Source organism: Rossellomorea vietnamensis, from assembly GCF_008180415.1.
Classification (GTDB): domain Bacteria; phylum Bacillota; class Bacilli; order Bacillales; family Bacillaceae_B; genus Rossellomorea; species Rossellomorea vietnamensis_C.
In genome coordinates this window covers 91,815-111,339 of the sequence record NZ_VTEI01000002.1, presented here as the reverse complement: position 1 = coordinate 111,339, position 19,525 = coordinate 91,815, and the positions used below count along the sequence as shown (strand labels likewise).

General features: G+C 40.6%; 17 protein-coding genes. 14 read left to right on the top strand and 3 right to left on the bottom strand.

Annotation, left to right across the window (positions count from 1 at the left end; genetic code table 11):
• The first annotated feature begins 96 nt into the window (after positions 1-96).
• From FZC78_RS03110 to FZC78_RS03105, 3 genes are all read left to right on the top strand, one after another.
• Positions 97-2,595, top strand: coding sequence for a sensor domain-containing protein (locus FZC78_RS03110; RefSeq protein WP_187444779.1), 2,499 nt, complete (start codon positions 97-99; stop codon positions 2,593-2,595).
• A gap of 55 nt (positions 2,596-2,650) precedes the next feature.
• Complete coding sequence (locus FZC78_RS24815) at positions 2,651-2,770, top strand: DUF7010 family protein (protein ID WP_435874027.1); 120 nt, start codon at positions 2,651-2,653, stop codon at positions 2,768-2,770.
• 328 nt (positions 2,771-3,098) lie between these two features.
• Complete coding sequence (locus FZC78_RS03105) at positions 3,099-3,629, top strand: NUDIX domain-containing protein (RefSeq protein WP_148938220.1); 531 nt, start codon at positions 3,099-3,101, stop codon at positions 3,627-3,629.
• A gap of 98 nt (positions 3,630-3,727) precedes the next feature.
• On the opposite strand, the gene FZC78_RS03100 is transcribed toward FZC78_RS03105, so the two are convergent.
• Positions 3,728-4,375: a lysozyme inhibitor LprI family protein gene (locus tag FZC78_RS03100; protein ID WP_148938219.1), complete on the bottom strand. Its 648-nt coding sequence runs from the start codon at positions 4,373-4,375 to the stop codon at positions 3,728-3,730.
• A 252-nt stretch (positions 4,376-4,627) separates the two neighbouring features.
• Here FZC78_RS03100 and FZC78_RS03095 point away from each other — a divergent pair, with 252 nt between their 5' ends.
• The 7 genes from FZC78_RS03095 (at position 4,628) to FZC78_RS03065 (ending at position 10,388) form a co-directional block, all read left to right on the top strand.
• Positions 4,628-5,122, top strand: a complete 495-nt coding sequence (locus FZC78_RS03095) for an RNA polymerase sigma factor (RefSeq protein WP_148938218.1) — start codon at positions 4,628-4,630, stop codon at positions 5,120-5,122.
• Complete coding sequence (locus FZC78_RS03090; RefSeq protein ID WP_148938217.1) at positions 5,123-5,617, top strand: hypothetical protein; 495 nt, start codon at positions 5,123-5,125, stop codon at positions 5,615-5,617.
• A gap of 16 nt (positions 5,618-5,633) precedes the next feature.
• On the top strand, positions 5,634-6,314 hold the full coding sequence (locus tag FZC78_RS03085; RefSeq protein WP_148938216.1) for a hypothetical protein: 681 nt from the start codon (positions 5,634-5,636) through the stop codon (positions 6,312-6,314).
• Between the two features lie 396 nt (positions 6,315-6,710).
• Complete coding sequence (locus FZC78_RS03080; RefSeq protein WP_148938215.1) at positions 6,711-8,282, top strand: histidine kinase N-terminal 7TM domain-containing diguanylate cyclase; 1,572 nt, start codon at positions 6,711-6,713, stop codon at positions 8,280-8,282.
• 43 nt (positions 8,283-8,325) lie between these two features.
• A complete protein-coding gene (locus FZC78_RS03075; protein WP_148938214.1) occupies positions 8,326-9,219 on the top strand; it encodes a hypothetical protein in 894 nt (297 codons plus the stop codon).
• Positions 9,220-9,396: 177 nt separating this feature from the next.
• A complete protein-coding gene (locus FZC78_RS03070) occupies positions 9,397-9,801 on the top strand; it encodes a hypothetical protein (RefSeq protein ID WP_148938213.1) in 405 nt (134 codons plus the stop codon).
• Positions 9,802-10,175: 374 nt separating this feature from the next.
• Positions 10,176-10,388, top strand: coding sequence for a hypothetical protein (locus FZC78_RS03065; RefSeq protein ID WP_148938212.1), 213 nt, complete (start codon positions 10,176-10,178; stop codon positions 10,386-10,388).
• 617 nt (positions 10,389-11,005) lie between these two features.
• On the opposite strand, the gene FZC78_RS03060 is transcribed toward FZC78_RS03065, so the two are convergent.
• Entirely contained in the window at positions 11,006-11,914 is a 909-nt protein-coding gene (locus tag FZC78_RS03060; RefSeq protein WP_148938211.1) for a superoxide dismutase, read from the bottom strand.
• Positions 11,915-12,036: 122 nt separating this feature from the next.
• Positions 12,037-12,672: a pentapeptide repeat-containing protein gene (locus tag FZC78_RS03055; protein WP_148938210.1), complete on the bottom strand. Its 636-nt coding sequence runs from the start codon at positions 12,670-12,672 to the stop codon at positions 12,037-12,039.
• Positions 12,673-13,017: 345 nt separating this feature from the next.
• Between FZC78_RS03055 and FZC78_RS03050 the strand changes: the two genes are divergently transcribed.
• From FZC78_RS03050 to aceA, 4 genes are all read left to right on the top strand, one after another.
• Positions 13,018-14,496 carry a methyl-accepting chemotaxis protein gene (locus FZC78_RS03050; protein WP_148938209.1) on the top strand — a complete coding sequence of 493 codons (1,479 nt, stop codon included), beginning with the start codon at positions 13,018-13,020 and terminating at the stop codon, positions 14,494-14,496.
• Between the two features lie 301 nt (positions 14,497-14,797).
• The gene (locus FZC78_RS03045; RefSeq protein WP_148938208.1) at positions 14,798-15,319 is read left to right on the top strand and encodes a DUF421 domain-containing protein; all 522 of its coding nucleotides are present in this window, start codon (positions 14,798-14,800) and stop codon (positions 15,317-15,319) included.
• A gap of 451 nt (positions 15,320-15,770) precedes the next feature.
• On the top strand, positions 15,771-17,945 hold the full coding sequence (locus tag FZC78_RS03040) for a malate synthase G (protein WP_148938207.1): 2,175 nt from the start codon (positions 15,771-15,773) through the stop codon (positions 17,943-17,945).
• Positions 17,946-18,225: 280 nt separating this feature from the next.
• Entirely contained in the window at positions 18,226-19,515 is a 1,290-nt protein-coding gene (gene aceA / locus FZC78_RS03035; RefSeq protein ID WP_148938206.1) for an isocitrate lyase, read from the top strand.
• Positions 19,516-19,525: the final 10 nt, after the last annotated feature.

The window sequence follows — 19,525 nt, the reverse complement described above, 5'->3', positions numbered from 1 at the left end:
AAAAAAACCTACTATGAAAACGATATAAAGATAGAATACCAGTTTTTATTCCTCTAAGAACAACTATACTTGCTGCTGCAAAAGGGGTTAATGTTAGTGTCAGATAAATATAATGAATTAAATATAGGGAGAAACAAGCAAGAGAATGCGTTGGAAAATCAAGAAATCTATCATTTGTTCTTTCAGAAGCATCAGGATGTAGTCCTCATTTTGGATCTGGAAGGGAACATCCTGGAGTCCAATGATGCTATTTTAAAATACACCGGTTATTCAAAAGCAGAAGTGACGGGCCCTTTTGATCAGTTCGTCGCTGCTGATTATCAAGAAGAGGCAAGACAGAAATTTGCTCTAGCCGTTACAGGTGAAACCGTCAGCTATGATATTGTATTTGTCAGCCGGACAGGGAAAAGAGTGGACCTGCGAATGACTCATTCGCCGATCTTGAATGGAGAAACTATACTGGGTGTTTTTGGCACTGCCAGAGATGCGACAGAATTTAAAATGTTTAAAGAAAAGCTTTCACGGACTCAGAAAGACCTGGATTTTGTCCAGGTTGTCGGAAATGTTGGCAATTGGGAGTATAAGGTGGAAAGTCAAGAAGCACACTGGTCAGAGCAATTATATAGGATTTATGGTATGGAGGATCCTGAAAAGATTACCCCTTCATTAGAAAATTATCTTTCAATGGTTCATCCTGATGACATCAATGAGTTCATGGAGACATGCATGAGTGCTTATCAAACAGGCACAGCCTTCAGTATAGAATATCGAATCATCAGAAGAGACGGAAGAGAACGAATCGTCCATGAACAGGGAAATACGATCGTAGACGAAAATGGAGTAGTGACAAGGATGATAGGGACCGTCCATGATATTACGGAATACAGAAGAACAGAAGCTATGCTTGAGCAAAGTGAAGCTCATGCGCAAATGATTTTTAAAAATTTGAATGAAATCGTCTGGTCCATAGATATCCAAAACAAAAAAGTGTTATTTTGCTCGGAGGAATTTGAAGTTGTCTGCGGGTATAAACTGGAAGATCTCATTAAATCACCATCACTATGGGATGAAACCATCTATCATGAAGACTCGAAAAAAATTTTATTGATCATGTCTGAGATCAGAAAAGGGAATGAGATATTTGAACAATATCGTCTCCTTCATTCCTGCGGTGATATCAAATGGATCGACGTAAAAGCAATCCCCACCTGTGACGCTGAAGGGAATTTGATTCGCCTAGACGGTATTATGTGGGATATTACGGATAAGAAAAAATCTGAAGAAAAGCTTCACAAGGCCGCTTTTCAGGATTACCTGACTCAATTGCCGAATAGAAGAAGATTTGAAGAATATATCGAAGAGCAAATCGCCTTTCATCGAGAAAAGGAGGAATCATTCGCACTCCTGTATATGGATTTGGATCGCTTTAAATTCATTAATGACCGTCTGGGACACTTCGTCGGAGATGAGCTTCTGAAGCAAGTGACGGAGAGGCTGAAGAATCGATCAGAGAATCAATTTACAGCGAGGCTCAGCGGTGATGAATTTGCCATCTGCCTGCCAGGGTTAAAAACGCTGGATGAACCGGTGAATGTGGCACAGCAGATCATTGCCATTTTAGAAGAACCTTTTCACTATGGTGATTATGACCTATTTATATCAACAAGTATTGGAATTGGTGTTTTTCCAAAGGATGGGGAGGATGCCGACTCTCTTGTTAAAAATGCAGATACTGCTTTATCGTATGCCAAAGGAAATGGCAAGAATACATACCAAGTATACACCCGGGAGATGAATCAGGAATCCTATCGAAAGTACTGTCTGGAGAGAGATATGCGAAAAGCAGTTAGAAAAGATGAGTTTCGGGTGAATTTTCAGCCGAAAGTAAATGTGAAAACCGAAGAGATCATAGGAGCTGAAGCACTTCTCAGATGGGAGCATGAGGAATGGGGAAATATTTCTCCTGCTGAATTTATTCCAATCGCTGAAGACAGTGGATTTATTACTGAAATCGGGATATGGGTGCTGCAGGATGTATGCCGGCAGCAGAAGGAATGGTCTGAAAAGGGATTTCCGATTGTACCTGTATGCATCAACATCTCTCCACAGCACTTTTTAAAAAAGGATGTTGTCGAGGCAGTTCAATCCAATATAGCTAAGTATGATATAGACCCAACATGGATCGAACTCGAGATCACAGAGACCTCTTTGATCCACTATTCTGAGGTTGTCCAAAAAACCATGACTTCTCTGAAAGAAATGGGAGTGAAGATATCACTGGACGACTTTGGCACAGGCTACTCAGCATTGTCACAATTGCAGCACTTTAAATTCGATACACTTAAAATTGACCAGTCATTCATCAAGAATGTTCCTGTTAAAAGTGAAGACTCTGTCATTACGAAATCTCTTATAGAAATGGCGCATGGGCTTGGACTCGATGTGGTAGCAGAAGGGGTAGAATCAGAAGAACAGCTCGAGTTTCTGTACCAAAACCATTGCGACCATGTCCAGGGATACATCTACAGCAGGCCGGTGCCGGGTGTGGAATTTGAAAAGTTAATGGTAAAAAGATTTATACAAAAATCTCAATGATAAAGTTAATGTAGGAATATGCTGGAAATTTTTGTTGAAGGGTGCACGATGAACGCTGGAACAGTTACAGTCTGAAGTGGTTAAAGAATCCAAGAAAGGCTACCCCATCCTGCTGGCAGGAGTGATTGTATTTTTTGTGTTCACGCTGCTTTCTTTTTTCTTCCTATGGAAGTAGTCCAATGGAAATGGATCTTCAGATTGGGTGCAACCTTTCCCTTGGGCTTATTGCTTTCTAAGTTAGTGGGAGCCAACTTTTTTGCTTCAAAGTGAGGGGTTAATTCTTGAAGAGTCTTTTCGCAAAGATTGTGTCTTTTCTAATCACTTGGAGTTCCGCTACAGGGGTGCGACTCCGGGCGGGCGTTGAGCCTCTGTTTTACCTCTATCAATGATTAAGTAAGATGCCTTTTAACAAATCATTTCAATTTATATCAGCCAAGCTCTCACTGAAGGAGATTATTACATATTCTTTAGCTCAACGATAAATGTATAAGGAGACAAAGGGCATGAATGATACAGTACCTTTCACTATAAAACTCGAAGTACCCCTTTTAAAAAAGGTTCATACGAAAATTAATAACAGGGAGGCTGTAAGGGCAGTAATCTTACAGGACGATAAAATCCTCTTAGTTCAATCTAATAAAAGGGATTTCAAATTTCCTGGCGGCGGGATTGAAGGGGAAGAGAATCACCAGCAAGCATTGAAACGTGAAGTAGAGGAGGAAACCGGATATATCAATCTTGAGGTAATTAAAACCATTGGAAAGATCCTTGAGCGAAAAACAGACGAATTTGAAAGCGATTGTTTGTTTAGCATGAACTCGACTTATTATCTTTGTAAGTTAATAAATGAAGACAAGACGTCGATAAGGCTGAATGAATACGAGGCCGAACTGGACTTTTCACCAGTTTGGGTAACATTGGATGAAGCAATTAGACAAAATGAAGTACTGATGCATAAAATTAAAAGAAATTCCTGGCTGAAACGGGAAACCCTTGTGTTAAAAAGACTAAAAGCAGAAGTCTTAGCATATTAAGTGTCCAAAGGGATGGACCTTCAACGCTTTAAAGGACGAAAAGGGACAGTCCCTCTTCGTCCTTTAAAGCGCTAAAATATAGTTTGTGCTGAAAAGTTTTACTTCATATAGTGCGCGACCAGGAAATAGGCTCTCTCTTTAGTCAGTGACGCCTGGGTTGCTATGTATTCCAGTGATTCTGTGGTTCCGCCTTCATATTTCAGTGATGCTTTTTTGGCTTCTTCGTCTCGCTGTTGAACCCAATCCCGCTGTTCTTCTCTTAACTTTTCCATCTCTTCTTTGCCCAGCTGCTCTTGAAGAACTCCGTAAATTTCATTTAACGCATCATCCCACTTCTCAAACCTTTCCTGCTCTTGTTCTTCCATTTCAACCATGGTATCTTTAGCCTCTGCATGCTTATCTTCTTCTTCCATAGCATTCAGCTTATCCAGGTATTCCTTTTTCGTTTTTTCAGAAGCTTGATTTTCTTCAGTGCTCTTGGCGCTTTCTTCATTTTGGGTTTCATCTGTTCCAGTCTGCTGCTCATTTTCTTCAGTGGAGCGGTCATTGGATGAACTATCTTGTGCTGAATCTTCATCTGTACTTGTGTCTGATGGATTTTGCGTTTCATTTTGAGCAGAACTGCTATTTGAATTTGAATCCCCATTATCCTGTGCTGTATTTGACTCTTCTGACGAATTTCCGCAGGCGGTGATAAGTAAAAATATCACTCCCAGTAATACAATCATAATCCTCTGGTTTTTCATGAAATCCCCCTCTATGTGTCTCTGAAATACTAAAAGGACTGCAAGTAAACTTTCCCATTTTATCCTAACATAAAATGACATTGACATGCTCTAATGGCAGGTAGTTTGTAGCCTAAAATAGATCCGATGATGAAATCTTAACAGACTGAATTTTATAAACAAAGGAGAACTATAAAAAAAATAAAAAAATTGCAACTTTTTTCAACCTGAAGCGTCTCACTACTAGCGGCAAAGTGATKGGGAGTTTTTGATATGGCGGGGCATCAACCATTGAAGGTTATTGAGGATGTATACAATAAGCATTATTCTTACCTGCGCAACTTTTTAATGGGGTTGACCAGGGATGGAGAATTAGCGGATGAGATCATTCAGGAATTATTTGCGAAAATTCTTTTGAATCCCTCCACAGTGTTTGAGGTCCGCCACATGAAAAGCTGGCTTGTTAGAGGAGCTAAAAACACGCTGCTGGACCATTATAAAAAGAAGAAGCCCTACATAATGAAAGATGAAACCATCATAGAGTCTTTATTAATTGAGAACGAAACACCTGAATTCAAAGTAATTCTTAAGAATGAATTAGGGGAGATAATGAATTCTTTATCCTCAACCGATAGAGCTATTATTCTGGCTAAAGAATTCTACGGCTATAATTATCAAGAAATCAGCGGCCTGATGGAGATCCCGGTCGCCACTTTGAAATCAAAGGTTTTCAGAATAAAAAAGCAGATTGCGAGAGAAGGTGATTAGGTGAGTGACCAGGAAAAAATTCATCAGTTATGTAAGGAACTGATTCCGCTCATGGAAGACGTAGATCTCCAAACAAAAGAGATTCTGATTAATCATATACAGGACTGCAGAACATGTCAGCAGTATTACAACAAAATGAATAAATTCAGCGAGAGTTTTTCAACTGAACACGCCAGCGAAGAAGTAGAAATTCCGCCATTGAAGAAATTGGTTCAATTCAATACGGGTCTCAAAACTTTACTGATTGGCGTAAGGGTCGTAATCCTATTTTACTTAATCCTTTCAAGTCAAAATTTCGCAGATGAAATTTCAATAAATTTAACAACAATCCACCATGTGGAAGCGGGTATCTTTCTGTTCTATTTTCCAGCAGCAATTTTTCTAACCATTTTCACCTTTACATTTTTTAATAAAAAATGGAGTCTCATATCAGTAGGGGCAGATGTCTTGGTTATTATCTTGACGCCTATATTCTTATCATGGTTATTCAACTAAAAAGGGAGGAAGTCACATGTTTGCTTTAATCTATCTTGGTGTATTCTGGGGTATATTATTATTTGTGTTCACTTACGTTCTTTCAAAGAAATATGGAAAGTATTTCGTCCCGCCCTTGGTCACTTTTTTTGCCGCAGTTCTGGTTACTGCCTATGGTTTTACCTATGTACCGGGGTTTGCAGGAATGGCTTATGGATTCATTGGGTTAGGATTCTTGATTACGGCTATTATTGGTACGATTAGTTTGAGGTTCCTGGTTGGCAAAGGAGAGAAGCAGCGTTTTGTGAAACGTGACCTCATCATGCTATTCTCTCTCCCTCTTGTGTTTGCCGCTTCTGTGGGGATTATCATCATCACGAATGAGAATTACCGGATTATTGATGAAGGAAGCACAAAATATGTTGAGGGAGACGGCCGTAAATATGAAAATTATTATAGAGTTACAACCGTCTCAGAAGGAACTAAACAAGTAACGTTAACTCTTGGGAAGGAGTATCTAGGCAAAGAGATAGAAGTGAAAAGGGTCAGCGAAAAAAATAACACAGAAATCACGGTCGAGATAAAGGAAGGGGAACAAGACAATCATACTCCTTATATCATGATTGGAATTGATGAAATCAAGGAACCTCTCATCGTTCAAACTACAGAAGGAGTTACATTTGAGTCAATCGAGGATAAGGTAGGGGCAGGAAATTGATCAATCATTAAGGCCACAGGTAATGATAATTACAAAATTCTCAAAAGGGAGGTATGTGGTGTAGTAGAAGTGCTGAAGTAATCTTAGGAGAATTAAAAGCAAATCAATCAAGACTTGAAGACGGCTGCAAGAATAACAAAATAAACTAATTGAAAGTCTGTGTACCTGCACAGAGAGAATTAGTGGTCATATTAATGACAAAACCGTAGTGCTGAATTAAAGAGTGTATATAGGTGGATTTTTCATTCTTCTAACTTTCATCACAACTCAGCCATACATGTGTAGTCAAAAGCTGCAGGCAAAGTATGACCTCTTCGGATAAAATGAGGTAGTTATTCCCTTCCTCTCATTATATAATTGAAGAATAATCCCTTTTACTAGTATAGGAGAAAATAAATGGCAGAAGAATTGTGGTTGTATGTCCTGCTGATCGGTTTGGCAGGTTTTTTAAGTTTGGGTTTAAGCTTGTTTTCTTATTATAAACTTCAAGACGCTCCAGGCGGCCGGCAGTATATGATTGCTGCTTTTTTATCCGCGGTTTTCTCATTCGCCTATATATTTGAACTGACAAGCAGTACCTTGGAGGAAGTGAAGTTCTGGCTGGGTGCAGAATATCTCGTCATGCCGTTTATTCCCGGTTTCCTTTTATGGATGTGTGTAAGGTATGCAGGTATAGAACTCAGGCAGCGCCATCTATATCTGCTGTTTCTGCCTCCCATTATTACAGTGTTCACACATCATACGAATGAACTTCATCATTTATACTACACATCTATTCGACTGAGGGATGACACATCGTTCAGCACTGTAGAACTGACATATGGGCCACTTTTCTACGTTCATGCTTTGTATCTTTTCCTTTGTCTGGCCACCAGTATGGTCCTGCTGCTGCTTCAGTTAAAAAAAGCTCCATTTCGTTTCAGGATACAAATCATCTTGATGGTCCTGGGATTATTCGTCCCCATTGCCGCCAATTATTTTTATGTGAATAAATACAGCCATACGGGAATTGATCTGGGACCTGTGTCGATGAGCCTTTCATTCATTCTTCACGGAATAGCTTTGTTGTCCTATCAAATGTTCAATGTCCTTCCCATTGCAAGGGAAAAAATATTTGACAGCATGAGGGAAGGGGTGGTGGTCCTCGATCAAAGGGGAGCTGTCCTGGATTACAATCAAGCCATGCTGAAAGTTGTTCCTGAGTTCAATCCACTGGCTGTCGGTAAATCCATTCATAAAGTGCTTCAGGATCCAAGACTGGCTGCTTTGATTTGCAAAGGGAAGGAGTGTGACTATGAATGTTCCATAGAAGGGTCTGTGGAGCATTATCAGGTCCGTTTCTCTCCCGTATTTCACAAAAATAAGGAAGTGATCGGAAGCATCATTACCTTTATGAACATCTCCGAGAGAGTGATTCTGCAGGATAAGTTAAAGAAACTTGCCAGCTTTGACGGACTTACCAAGGTATATAACCGTACATACTTTCTGGACAAAGCTGAATCCCTGCTGAATTCGTCCGTGAGCGGTGCCTCGCTGATTTTATTTGATATCGACCATTTTAAGCAGGTTAACGATACCTACGGTCATGAAGCGGGAGACCTGGTGCTTTCCCAAGTTGCCCGGGAAGCAAAGTCACATCTGAGGGCGGATGACCTTTTGGGCAGATATGGCGGGGAAGAGTTCATCATTCTCTTACCGGAAACAACCCCAGAAGATGCATTTCTTATAGCAAATAGATTAAGAATCAGCATTGCAGCCTGTCTGGTCAAAGTAGATCGCAGTCCGGTACAGGTCACATCCAGTTTTGGGATTTCCTACATTGGCGCATCGGAGGCCTTCTCCCTGGACCACTTGAAATTAACTATTGGAAAGGCAGACCAGGCCCTTTATGCTGCTAAAAGGAATGGGCGGAATAATATTCAGGTGTTTTTAGAAGAAGAGGACATTGTATTAAATGGCAGCCTCTAAGAAAACGAATGAAATATAATAATTATAAGAATAGGAGGCACTAATGAGCGATACGGCGCAAGTAATTATTTTGGTTCTCAGCATTATCGTTGTATTGGTACTCTACACTAAATCGAAGGATGCCGAATCATTTTTACTCTTAAAGTTAGCTGGATATACATGCATCGGTGCATTCGTGCTGGATTTAGACGGCGTAAAGCTGCCGTTAGGTTTCGCGGTGTTTCTGCTGTTCTTTCGTAAACCTAAAGTCAATGCAGATACAAAGCAGATTGCAGCGTTCGCAGGCGTGCACATTTTATTGCTTGGAATTTTTATTCCTCATATTGAAACGATGATCTTTCAGCGCACTCATCACGTCGATATCCAAGACACCAATTTTTATAGTGGAAGCCTGGCAGATGAATTAGAACATCTGAAAGACTATTTTCATATGAATCGAAACAGTACTGAATTGAGGGGTCTTGATATGGTCATTCAGGAGGATGGGACCTATAAGTATCTTAGCTTTGGGCTGGCAGAGGATACCCACAAAGGGACGGTTAACTATAGCATCGATCTTTCAGACGACAGGGAAAGTTTTGAGGTATCACGTTATAAGGTGAAAGAAGATGATGATTACCTCAGTAATCAGCAATTTACGGACGCAGAGCTGGTGCTGGCGAACATCGATATCATAACACCATCAATGTTCGAAATGGAAGGCAAGGAATACTACCATCTTAAAACAGATGGTATACGTGAAAGCTATGATGCGAAATCGGACAGTAGTTACAAAATTGACACAGCAGGGAAGCATAAAGTCGAGGATAACCAGCTTCCGGCGCAAACAATTGTAGCGGAAGTCTGCGGAAGCAAAGAGTTGACTGAAACTCACTACCCATTTAAGTGTGAACAGAATGAGTTTTTCTTGCTTGATTATTTGCCTCCGCCAAACTAAGTGATTTCATTATTGGCTGTAAGTAATTTTACTAAGATTGGAAAAGCCCATTTTAATTGGTTATGATTCGCCTGGACCTCCCTTCATAATGTGGTTCAGGATTTTTTTAGTGGCTTTATTTATAAAATCGAAACCTTAATGCCCTGGCTCTCGTCAACTAATAAAGGGGGCAGCTACATGAGAAATAAAGAAAGGTTTCAAAAGATCAACTGGATTGTATTTGGAGCTCTGCTTTTTGTTGGCCTTCTTTTACTATCAGAAGGATTCGATGGAACGCGAAAACTGGTTGATTCACAGTCTTTTGATGCCGGGCAATCTCGTCTAGAGTTTCGCTGGGATTCTTCTCAAACAGCATTAGCGGCTGTTCTGCTTTTCTTTTCTGCCATACTGGCTATCGTCTGGAAAAGGGTCTTTCCATTTAATGTACCTCTCGCCATGATCCTCAGTGGATTCTTTTATGCATTGTTTACCATGGCTTATCTAACTGGATGGGGCGGTATCATTGGGTTTGTTGGCTTTGTGCTGTTTGTATCTGTTGGCGTCATTATGATTCTTTCGTATACGGTATATTTTTTTAGGTAGTCCATCTGAGCAGCTATAAAATAACCTTCCTTTGTAAGGTGAATCTTTTGGTGTGAGAGTTTAAGTTTCTTAGTTTTAGGGGGTGTTGGTATTTATAAAAAGGAAAGGATCGTTAAAGATTGGGAAAGGTTCCGCCCAATGGGCAAATGGAAATATATCATTTTCTTTGGATTGCTCTGTGGAGGTTCGGTATTTTTTCTTATTCAAGTCCTGATTAATTTCATCTTAGGCAATGAATTAGAAACAGGTAATTATTTGACAGGAGCTGTTACATTTGGTGTATTATTCGGATTCTTCAATTGGAGCTTATCGGAACGCAGGTACAAAAAGTATAAAAGAAATCAATAAGTGCTCCTGCAGCGATAGGAAGTCACATGATGGTTAAGAAGAGCATCGGTTATTCAGCGGTCTATTTAACAACACAGATTATTTATCAATTATTCATCCATAATGAAATAAGATGGGGTGAGAACTTAGGAATCAGCTCAATGGTATTTTTAATTTCTTTGTTTTTTCATTGGACAGATGTTCCTTATGTTTGGAAGAAGAAGAGAACAGCTCAGAAACTCAATAAAGACATTGAATGATTAGAATGAATTGCGAAAAAGGTGTATGAAATAAGTAGTAATAGAGCAAAGTATTCCAGTTTTAGTATAGCCAGGGTTTGTTTATACAGCGCATATTAGAGCTGGGGCGATAACTGGGTTTTGACTGTGGTGTTGGTCATGGGGGTAATCGCTTGTGGTGTAATGGGGATTTCTGCTATGAATGGTTCCAGGAAAGCTTCAACGGACGAGAATGCAAAATAGAACTTATACATAAATAGGACCCTTTCCCTCGCAGTGTTTTTTGCTGTGAGGTAAGTCTATCTGTGGGATCCTTTAATATCTGCCCCAATATTATACTTGTGGCCCAATATCTAGCGTAAAAGTGAGTCTCAATGGGCCGTTAACGTCACTTGCGGTCCAATATCTAGTGGAAGAATCAATCTCAATGACCCTTAACCGCTATCTGCAGGTCATCATCAGCTAAAAAATCAATCTAAAAGGCCCGCATATCAGAAATGCGGCCCAGTTTCTCGCTAATAAAGCCAATATTACGGCTTAGAAACATCTCAACTGATATTGCAGTTCCACATCTAACAGAAAAAATGCCCCAAGCAGCCATTAACTACTACAAACAAAAGATCTTTCAAATTCATATTTTAAAAGGGTTTCCATTTAACCTTTTTCGCTTCATTATATCTCTTTTCAACCTCGTTCCAATTAACGACATTCCACCAATTATCCACGTATTTACCCCGGTTGTTTTCATACTGCAAGTAGTAGGCATGTTCCCACACATCCAAAACCAGGAGAGGAATGACGTCCCACTGGCTCAAATTCTGGTGCTTCTCTGCTTGCAGGATTTCGAGGCGGTGCGAGCGAGGAGACCAGACGAGAATAGCCCATCCGGAAGCTTCCACATTTTTAGCCGCTTCTGAAAAATGGCGTTTAAACTGATCGAAGCTTCCAAACGAAGAATTGATTTCAGCAAGTAAAGCTCCTTTCGGCTTACCGCCGCCTTGAGGACTCATGATGTTCCAGAAGATAGTATGCAGATAATGGCCGGCTCCATTGAAGGCTGCTTCCCGTTCCCAATGTTTGATCAAAGCAAAATCATTCATCCGTCTTGCCTTTTCCATTTCATTTTCAGCTTTATTGAGACCATCGACATAACTTTGATGATGCTTGTCATGGTGAAGTTCCATGATTCTTTTATCTATATAAGGTTCAAGGGCTTTATAAGGATATGGAATAGGGGGAAGTTTATGGCCGCCGATCGGTACGCCGGAATTATTTCTTTGGCTGTCTGTTTCCGTCAAGGTTAATATAGATTCCCATTGTTCTGCTAATAGGACAGATTGCAGCTGTAATTGATTGGCAGTGTGTTGATCCAGCAAAGTGCTATTATTCCTTTGCTGCTCCAATTGTTTGATGAACTCATCTAATTGTTCACTGTATTCCGAGGTTTCATTACTTAACGGAAGTTGATCAAGGTTGCATGCCTTGTTCCATTCTTCAATCAGCTCGGCCGCAAATCGATTCAGTTCATTTATCACATTTTCACTCATTTAGAACCCACCTTTCTTCATCGTTACACTATATGATGCCAGCGCTGAAAGGTGGTAAAAATTTTACGCGAAAAAGCCGCAGCGATTACATTGCGGCTATTGGTGCAGTGAACAGCAAGGCATTAATCAACTATTACAATCCCCAATAAGGCGGAGAATTGGATGGCTTGGTTTGTGGACACCTTGCATCCCTTCAAATCAGGTATAGAAACAGAAATGGCGTCAAAAGCGGAAGTGCTGATGTCGACCCCTTTTAGAGACGTACTTTCAAAACTGGCATGGTTCAGGCTGCAGGAGTGAAACTCAACTTTTTTGAAAGTGCAATCATAAAAATCTGCACGCTCCAATGTGCTTTCTTGCATGTTGACTTTTTCAAGCTTGGAATTCCCAAAGGAAGCCAAGTTAAGCAGAGAATCCTGAAATACAACATTTCCAAAGCGGGCCTCTGTAAAATCAACTCCGAGCAATTTGCAATTCTTGAAAACGGTCCTGTGTATGGAAGCGCCGCTCATCCGGGCGTTGGAAAAATCGCAATTCTCAAAGCGTACATCTGTCAGGTCAATAGAGGAAAAATCAGTGTTGGTAAACCTGCAATTCTTTAAGGTCATCCGATACAACCGTACTTTAGGCAGGGTTTCATCCTCAAAAACAGAATCCTGTATTTCACAAAGTTCCAATTCAGGATCTTCTTCGTAGAAAATATCATTAAAATTCTTCAAAGGTAAATCATTAGGTATATTTGGTGTTTCAATTTTCATAAAATGGTCCCTCCAGCTGTGTTAAAAGTGTAAATAGCTACAGTACAATGCTCTTTGTTAACTATAAGAATAAAATGAGGTAATTAATAGTCTTTCATTTTGTTAATGTTTATGTACACAGTACTCCACTTCCCCTATAATCATTAAGTTACTAGTGTAAGTATGTAGTAATTTTTAGGATGGTTTATTTAAAAGTGAATACTTAATTGATTTGCGATTCTAAACAACTATTTTTAAAAGAGTTAAAAGTAGAAAAATTCCAAAACATCATCTATTATAGTAGAGTGGATAGTTCAAATTACCCAGGTAAAACCTAATCAACTACATAACTGGAGGAAAAAGTACTTGGACAAACAACATGAATTACTTAACCAAAGAAACAAACTATTAGTAAAATTGACGTGGTTTTCTATTGCACTCAGCCTTGTCATTAATTTAACGAGAGGCTCAGCGTGGGAGATCCTTGCGATCATTGCAGTGATGGGCGGAATTTCAACTGGAATCAGCACATTTATGGCATGGAAAGAAGTCGGCGTTAAATATGTCATGTACATACTGATGCTTGGATTGACCATCATTACCTATTCCATGATGTCATCAAATCCTGGCTTTCTATCCTATTTAATGGTCTATTATAATTTAGCTGTCATAGCCATGTATCAGCAGATGAAGCCAATCATCGTCACCGGACTGGCTCAAATTGGTCTGACAGTCCTTTTTTACATAAAATTCAACGAACCTATGTTTTCTGAATATGGCCCTGCTGGTCTTATGACATTGATTATGTATCTTATACTCGTAACATCTTTTCTATTGTTTCAAGCAAAACTGAATACGAATATTCAGCGTAACTCTTGGAAGTATGCAGAAGAAGCCCTGGCTGCAAAAGAACAGGCTGAAGAAATCATCCATACAGTCCGCAATTCAGTCGACTCTTTGCGTTCTTTCAGCAACGGCTTGAAGGAAAATATCACGGTCACCGGCAGCATATCTTCCGATGTAGCAGTAACGTTTAATGAAATGGCCGCTTCGATTGAACATCAAGCTCTAAGCGTTGCAGATATAAACCGACTTATAATGGACAGCACCAACAGCACTGATAACGTATCGAATGGTTCCAATAAGATGAAGGAATTGACAGAATCATCTGTGGAAGTGACCAGGACCGCTAATGAAAAAATCGAAAGCCTGGATTCTGAAATGAAAGGCTTGAGCAAAATTATGAATGGGACAAAGGATACAATGAGTCAGCTGGAACAGGACGCCGCCCAAATCAGTGAGATTCTAAACGTCATAAATTCCATCTCTGAACAAACCAACCTCCTGGCTTTGAACGCGGCAATCGAAGCGGCACGTGCTGGAGAGCATGGTAAAGGGTTTGCGGTTGTGGCAGATGAGGTACGAAAGCTCGCCGAGGACTCACAGGAATCAACGCAGAAGATTACGAATATCTTGAACAAAATACAAACCAATACAGAAAACGCAGCTAATCAAGTTGAAAAAGGAACAAATGCAGTACAAACCAGTCAGGATAACACAAAAGAAATCAAGAATATATTGGAGCAAGTCAGCTCAAACGGAAAAAGAGTCATGGAACAGGCTGAAATCATCGATGACCTTATCCGGACCCTGGTTGAGTCTTCCATGAAAACTTCCGAAGAGGTCAACGCTGTCTCTTCTGTAACAGAGCAAACCGCTGCCGGAGTAGAAGAGGTACTGGCAAGTGTCGAAGAGCAAAACGGCAAAGTGAATGAAATCGTCAACAATTACACCTCACTCGAAGATTCCATCCAAACGTTATATAACGTAGTTAAGCGTACATAGGAACAGGAAGATTGTTTAGACAGGGCAGGCCGAGTTAATTTTATCTGTACAGCACCTGAGTTAGTAAAAGGAAATTCACGCCAAAGATTAGAAACCATCCCATCATTAAGAAGGGATGGTTTCTATGTTTTAAAGTACTAAAACAACAGGATGAAAAATCCGAACTCACCTCATGAATGAAAACCTTTTACCATTCTATTAAGGGTATGTGCATTCTTCCTTTCCCGTTTAAACCTGCTCCCTAAAGGGTAATCGCTCTATAAAATCAGAGGCAGGAAATGAATTGAGAGGAAGTGTAAAAATGCTTGATACTGTCTTATTCGACAATTGGAAAAGCCTTCTCAGGGCAGCGGTGATGTGCCTATTGGCTTACCCTTTTCTTATCTTCGTCCTGAGGGTCTTCGGAAAACGCACCCTTACCAATGTAAATATGTTTGATTTTATTATAACAGTAACTTATGGAGCCACCTTATCAAGTATATTGACAAATGATAAAGTCTCATTTGCAGAAGGAGCTGTCATTTTATTTATGCTCACTTTGCTGCAGATGATTATTGCAAAAGCGGCCAAGAATTCAAAAAGATTTTCTGACATAATCAAAGCCTCTCCGTCTTTCCTTTATAATGATGGAGAATTTTATGAAAAAGAAATGCAGAAGCAGCGGATCCTCATCGATGATTTACGATCGAAAGTACGGAAAGAAGGAATGGCATCATTTGAAAACGTAGCAGCAATCGTGCTTGAAGGAGATGGCTCGCTATCCATTATAAAAAAAGAAGAGGGCAGCTCGAAAGCGGCCTTGGTGGGGGTGAAGGGTGAATAGATGAGAAAGTTGTGGTATGCCAAAAGCAGTAATTCCATTCTCTAAATCGAATAGAGTGATCATTCAAGCGCAATTCCTTTGAGGAATTGTGCTTATTTTGTTCGAATGAAAATGGCAGAATTCATTTATGATAAATTATCAGAAAGCCATACTGACAGCACTCTATCCCGGAAACGAATCATCCATGTAGTCAGCAGTTTTCGCTGCCAGCATCGAAATCCGTTAAAGAGAAATAATGTAATCAGAAAGAGCCTGCACCCAGCCTACAAAAATTATCATACATTGAACCACATACTAAAAAGCCGCTCAGTTCTGATAACAAACCGGACAAGGAACCTCCGCACCACGCAAATTAAGTATTGTCTGAATATTCCTTCTGTTATATAATAATTAATATAAAATTAAAATCTGTAATAGTACAGTAAATTCACAAATTAAAGGAGGAAATCAGTTGGAAAACTATGTAACGTGCGGTGAGTTAAAAATTGCGAGAGTATTTTATGATTTTATGAATTCTGAGGTGCTTCCTCAAGCAGGAGTTTATAATTTTTGGGACAAATTTGCAGGACTAATAAAGGAATTTACTCCTGAAAATAAATCTCTATTAAAACAGAGAGCACAATTTCAAAACTCCTTGAATAAATGGCATCGAGAAAATCCCCAATTCAATGCACAGAAGTATCAAGCTTTTTTAAAAGAAATCAATTATTTAGAAGACGAAGTAGAGGATTTTGTCATTTCCACGGAAAACGTGGATGATGAAATCGCTGTTCAGGCAGGACCACAACTTGTGGTACCAGTGAATAATGCCCGCTATGCCATTAATGCTGCTAATGCCAGGTGGGGAAGCCTATATGATGCGCTGTATGGTACAGACGCCATTTCTGAGGGAGATGATTGTGAAAAAGGTCAGTCCTACAACCCGAAACGAGGAGAAAAAGTCATTGCATTCTCCAAACAATTCCTCGATGACACCATTCCTCTTACAAAAGGCTCGCATAAAGAAGTGAGTCACTATCACATAGTGGGGAATAAACTGCAGGCTCAGCTGGCGAATGGGAATACAGCCCAATTAATGGATCCGTTAAAATTGGCAGGATACAACGGAACGCCGGAAGATCCAAGTGTCTTGCTGATGAAAAACAATAACCTTCATTTTGAAATTGTGGTGGACCGCCAACATCCGATTGGAAAGAATGATAAAACGGGTGTGAAAGATTTAGTGATGGAATCTGCCGTAACCACGATAATGGACTGTGAAGATTCTGTTGCTGCAGTTGACGCAGAGGACAAGGTCGGGGTTTACCGCAATTGGCTTGGATTAATGACGGGAGATTTAGAGACCACTTTTTCAAAGGGAGAGACAACGGTAGTGCGTTCTCTTCATGAAGACCGCATGTACACATCCTTAACAGGAAGTTCCTTTTCACTGCGCGGTCGCTCTCTGCTTTTTATAAGAAATGTGGGTCACTTAATGACGACCAACGCGGTTTTGGATCACAATGGGGAGGAAATTTTCGAGGGGATATTAGATGGAGTGGTTACCAGTTTAATAGCCAAGCGTGATCTGGAAGCCGGTAGAGATTTTACTAATTCAACTAGAGGGTCAATCTATATTGTTAAACCCAAAATGCATGGATCGCAAGAAGCGGCCTTTGCCAATAAGCTGTTTGATCGAATAGAAGACTTGTTAGGGCTGGACCGTCATACTATAAAAATTGGGGTCATGGATGAAGAAAGGCGGACTTCCCTGAATTTAAAGAATTGCATTTATCAAGTGAAAAACCGGATCGCCTTCGTGAATACTGGGTTCCTGGACCGAACAGGGGATGAGATTCATACCTCTATGGAAGCAGGGGTTATGTGCAGGAAAAATGACATGAAATCAACGAATTGGCTGAATGCTTATGAACGGGCCAATGTTAGTCGAGGACTGCAAGCGGGGTTCAAAGGGAAAGCTCAGATTGGAAAAGGAATGTGGGCGATGCCGGACAGGATGGCAGACATGCTAAGTCAAAAGATTGCTCATCTTCAAGCGGGAGCCAATACAGCCTGGGTTCCATCACCGACAGCAGCAACACTGCATGCCCTACATTATCATCAGGCGGATGTCAGGAAGATCCAAAATGAATTAGGGGAAGAAGATTTTAGTGGCCGAGATGACATGCTGTATGTTCCTTTCGTGGAGACTTTCTCCTGGAGTGAAGAAGAAATCCAACAAGAACTCGATAATAATATTCAAGGCATTCTGGGATATGTGGTGCGCTGGGTGAATCAAGGTATCGGCTGTTCGAAAGTGCCGGACATTAATAATGTAGGACTTATGGAAGATCGTGCGACCCTTCGTATATCAAGTCAGCATGTTGCCAACTGGCTGCACCATGGTGTCTGCACAAAAAACCAAGTTACAGAAACCTTGGAGAGAATGGCTAAAGTCGTTGATGAGCAAAATGCAGACGATTCTCAGTACCAACCTATGTCACCTCAATTTCATCGCTCGATAGCATTTCAGGCAGCAACAGAATTGATTTTCGAAGGATCACAGCAGCCGAATGGTTACACCGAACCGATCCTGCACAGAAGAAGGCTTGAAGCGAAAGCCCTTGCTAAGAATTTGGTGAATTAAATAATTTTGCTCATTAAAAGGAACCGCCTCTTCGATAATTGGAAGATGCGGTTCTTTTTTTGTGTAAGCGGCACAAATGATCAAGATTGTGTTATATAACAAGTCTCACCCTTTGAGACTATTGGTTAAAAAGGATTTAGTGTCTAATCAAACAATAAAGATATTTTCAGAATTTTATAAAAGTATCTGTTGTAATACAGAAAGTAGTGTTATATAATAAAAACAATTAAACTATAACTGTATTAATACAGCAAAAAAACAAAGACTTGGAGGCAGGAGAATGAATAAAGAATCAGTTCAAAATGAGGCACTTGCATTGAGAGAAGATTGGGAATTGAATCCTAGATGGGAAGGTGTTGAGCGCCCGTATTCTCCAGAGGATGTTTTACGGTTGAGAGGATCTCTAAAGGTGGAGCACACACTGGCTCATACCGGAGCTGAAAAACTATGGAAACTGATTAATGAAGAACCTTTTGTGAATGCTCTTGGCGCTTTAACCGGCGGGCAGGCTGTTCAGCAGGTAAAGGCAGGCTTGAAAGCCATTTATCTCAGTGGCTGGCAGGTCGCGGCAGACGCCAACGTGGCAGGGCAGATGTATCCGGATCAAAGCCTGTATCCAGTGAATTCGGTTCCTCAGGTAGTAAAGCGTATCAATAATGCATTAACAAGAGCTGATCAAATTCAACACATGGAAGGCGAAGGGGAGATTGATTATTTTGCTCCGATTGTAGCCGATGCAGAAGCCGGCTTTGGCGGCCAGCTCAATGTGTTTGAATTGATGAAGGGCATGATTGAAGCTGGAGCGTCCGGTGTTCACTTTGAAGACCAATTGTCCTCGGAAAAGAAATGCGGGCATTTAGGCGGTAAAGTTTTGCTTCCAACTCAAACGGCCGTCCGAAATCTGATTTCTGCCCGTCTTGCAGCTGATGTTTCCGGAGTTCCAACAGTGCTCGTCGCACGCACCGATGCTGATGCAGCAGACCTGATCACAAGCGATATCGATCCGGTAGACGCTGAATTTATTACAGGGGAGAGAACACCAGAAGGATTCTACCGCACAAAGGCAGGGATTGACCAGGCCATTGCGCGAGGTCTGGCTTATGCCCCATATGCTGACTTGATCTGGTGCGAAACATCTAAACCTAGCCTGGAAGAAGCCAAAACATTTGCAGATGCCATTCATGAAAAATTCCCTGGAAAACTGCTGGCTTATAACTGTTCACCATCCTTCAATTGGGAAGCGAATCTTGAAAAAGAAACCATCGAAACATACCAAGTCGAACTTAGTAAAATGGGCTATAAATTCCAATTTGTAACCCTTGCCGGCTTCCACTCACTCAACTATGGAATGTTTGAACTGGCACGAGGATATAAGACGCGAGGAATGGGAGCTTATTCCGAACTTCAGCAAGCAGAGTTTTCCGCCGAGAAAAATGGGTACACCGCTACAAGGCACCAAAGAGAAGTTGGAACAGGTTATTTTGATGAAGTGACACAGGTCATCACAGGAGGAACTTCCTCTACAACAGCGCTTAAAGGTTCAACCGAAACGGCACAATTTCAAAGCTAATGACCCATGA

Coding starts and splice junctions, on each gene's coding strand:
- FZC78_RS03105 (WP_148938220.1), top strand. CDS start 3,099: ATGAATGATACAGTACCTTTCACTATAAAACTCGAAGTACCCCTTTTA.
- FZC78_RS03100 (WP_148938219.1), bottom strand. CDS start 4,375: ATGAAAAACCAGAGGATTATGATTGTATTACTGGGAGTGATATTTTTA.
- FZC78_RS03095 (WP_148938218.1), top strand. CDS start 4,628: ATGGCGGGGCATCAACCATTGAAGGTTATTGAGGATGTATACAATAAG.
- FZC78_RS03085 (WP_148938216.1), top strand. CDS start 5,634: ATGTTTGCTTTAATCTATCTTGGTGTATTCTGGGGTATATTATTATTT.
- FZC78_RS03080 (WP_148938215.1), top strand. CDS start 6,711: ATGGCAGAAGAATTGTGGTTGTATGTCCTGCTGATCGGTTTGGCAGGT.
- FZC78_RS03075 (WP_148938214.1), top strand. CDS start 8,326: ATGAGCGATACGGCGCAAGTAATTATTTTGGTTCTCAGCATTATCGTT.
- FZC78_RS03070 (WP_148938213.1), top strand. CDS start 9,397: ATGAGAAATAAAGAAAGGTTTCAAAAGATCAACTGGATTGTATTTGGA.
- FZC78_RS03065 (WP_148938212.1), top strand. CDS start 10,176: ATGATGGTTAAGAAGAGCATCGGTTATTCAGCGGTCTATTTAACAACA.
- FZC78_RS03060 (WP_148938211.1), bottom strand. CDS start 11,914: ATGAGTGAAAATGTGATAAATGAACTGAATCGATTTGCGGCCGAGCTG.
- FZC78_RS03055 (WP_148938210.1), bottom strand. CDS start 12,672: ATGAAAATTGAAACACCAAATATACCTAATGATTTACCTTTGAAGAAT.
- FZC78_RS03045 (WP_148938208.1), top strand. CDS start 14,798: ATGCTTGATACTGTCTTATTCGACAATTGGAAAAGCCTTCTCAGGGCA.
- aceA (WP_148938206.1), top strand. CDS start 18,226: ATGAATAAAGAATCAGTTCAAAATGAGGCACTTGCATTGAGAGAAGAT.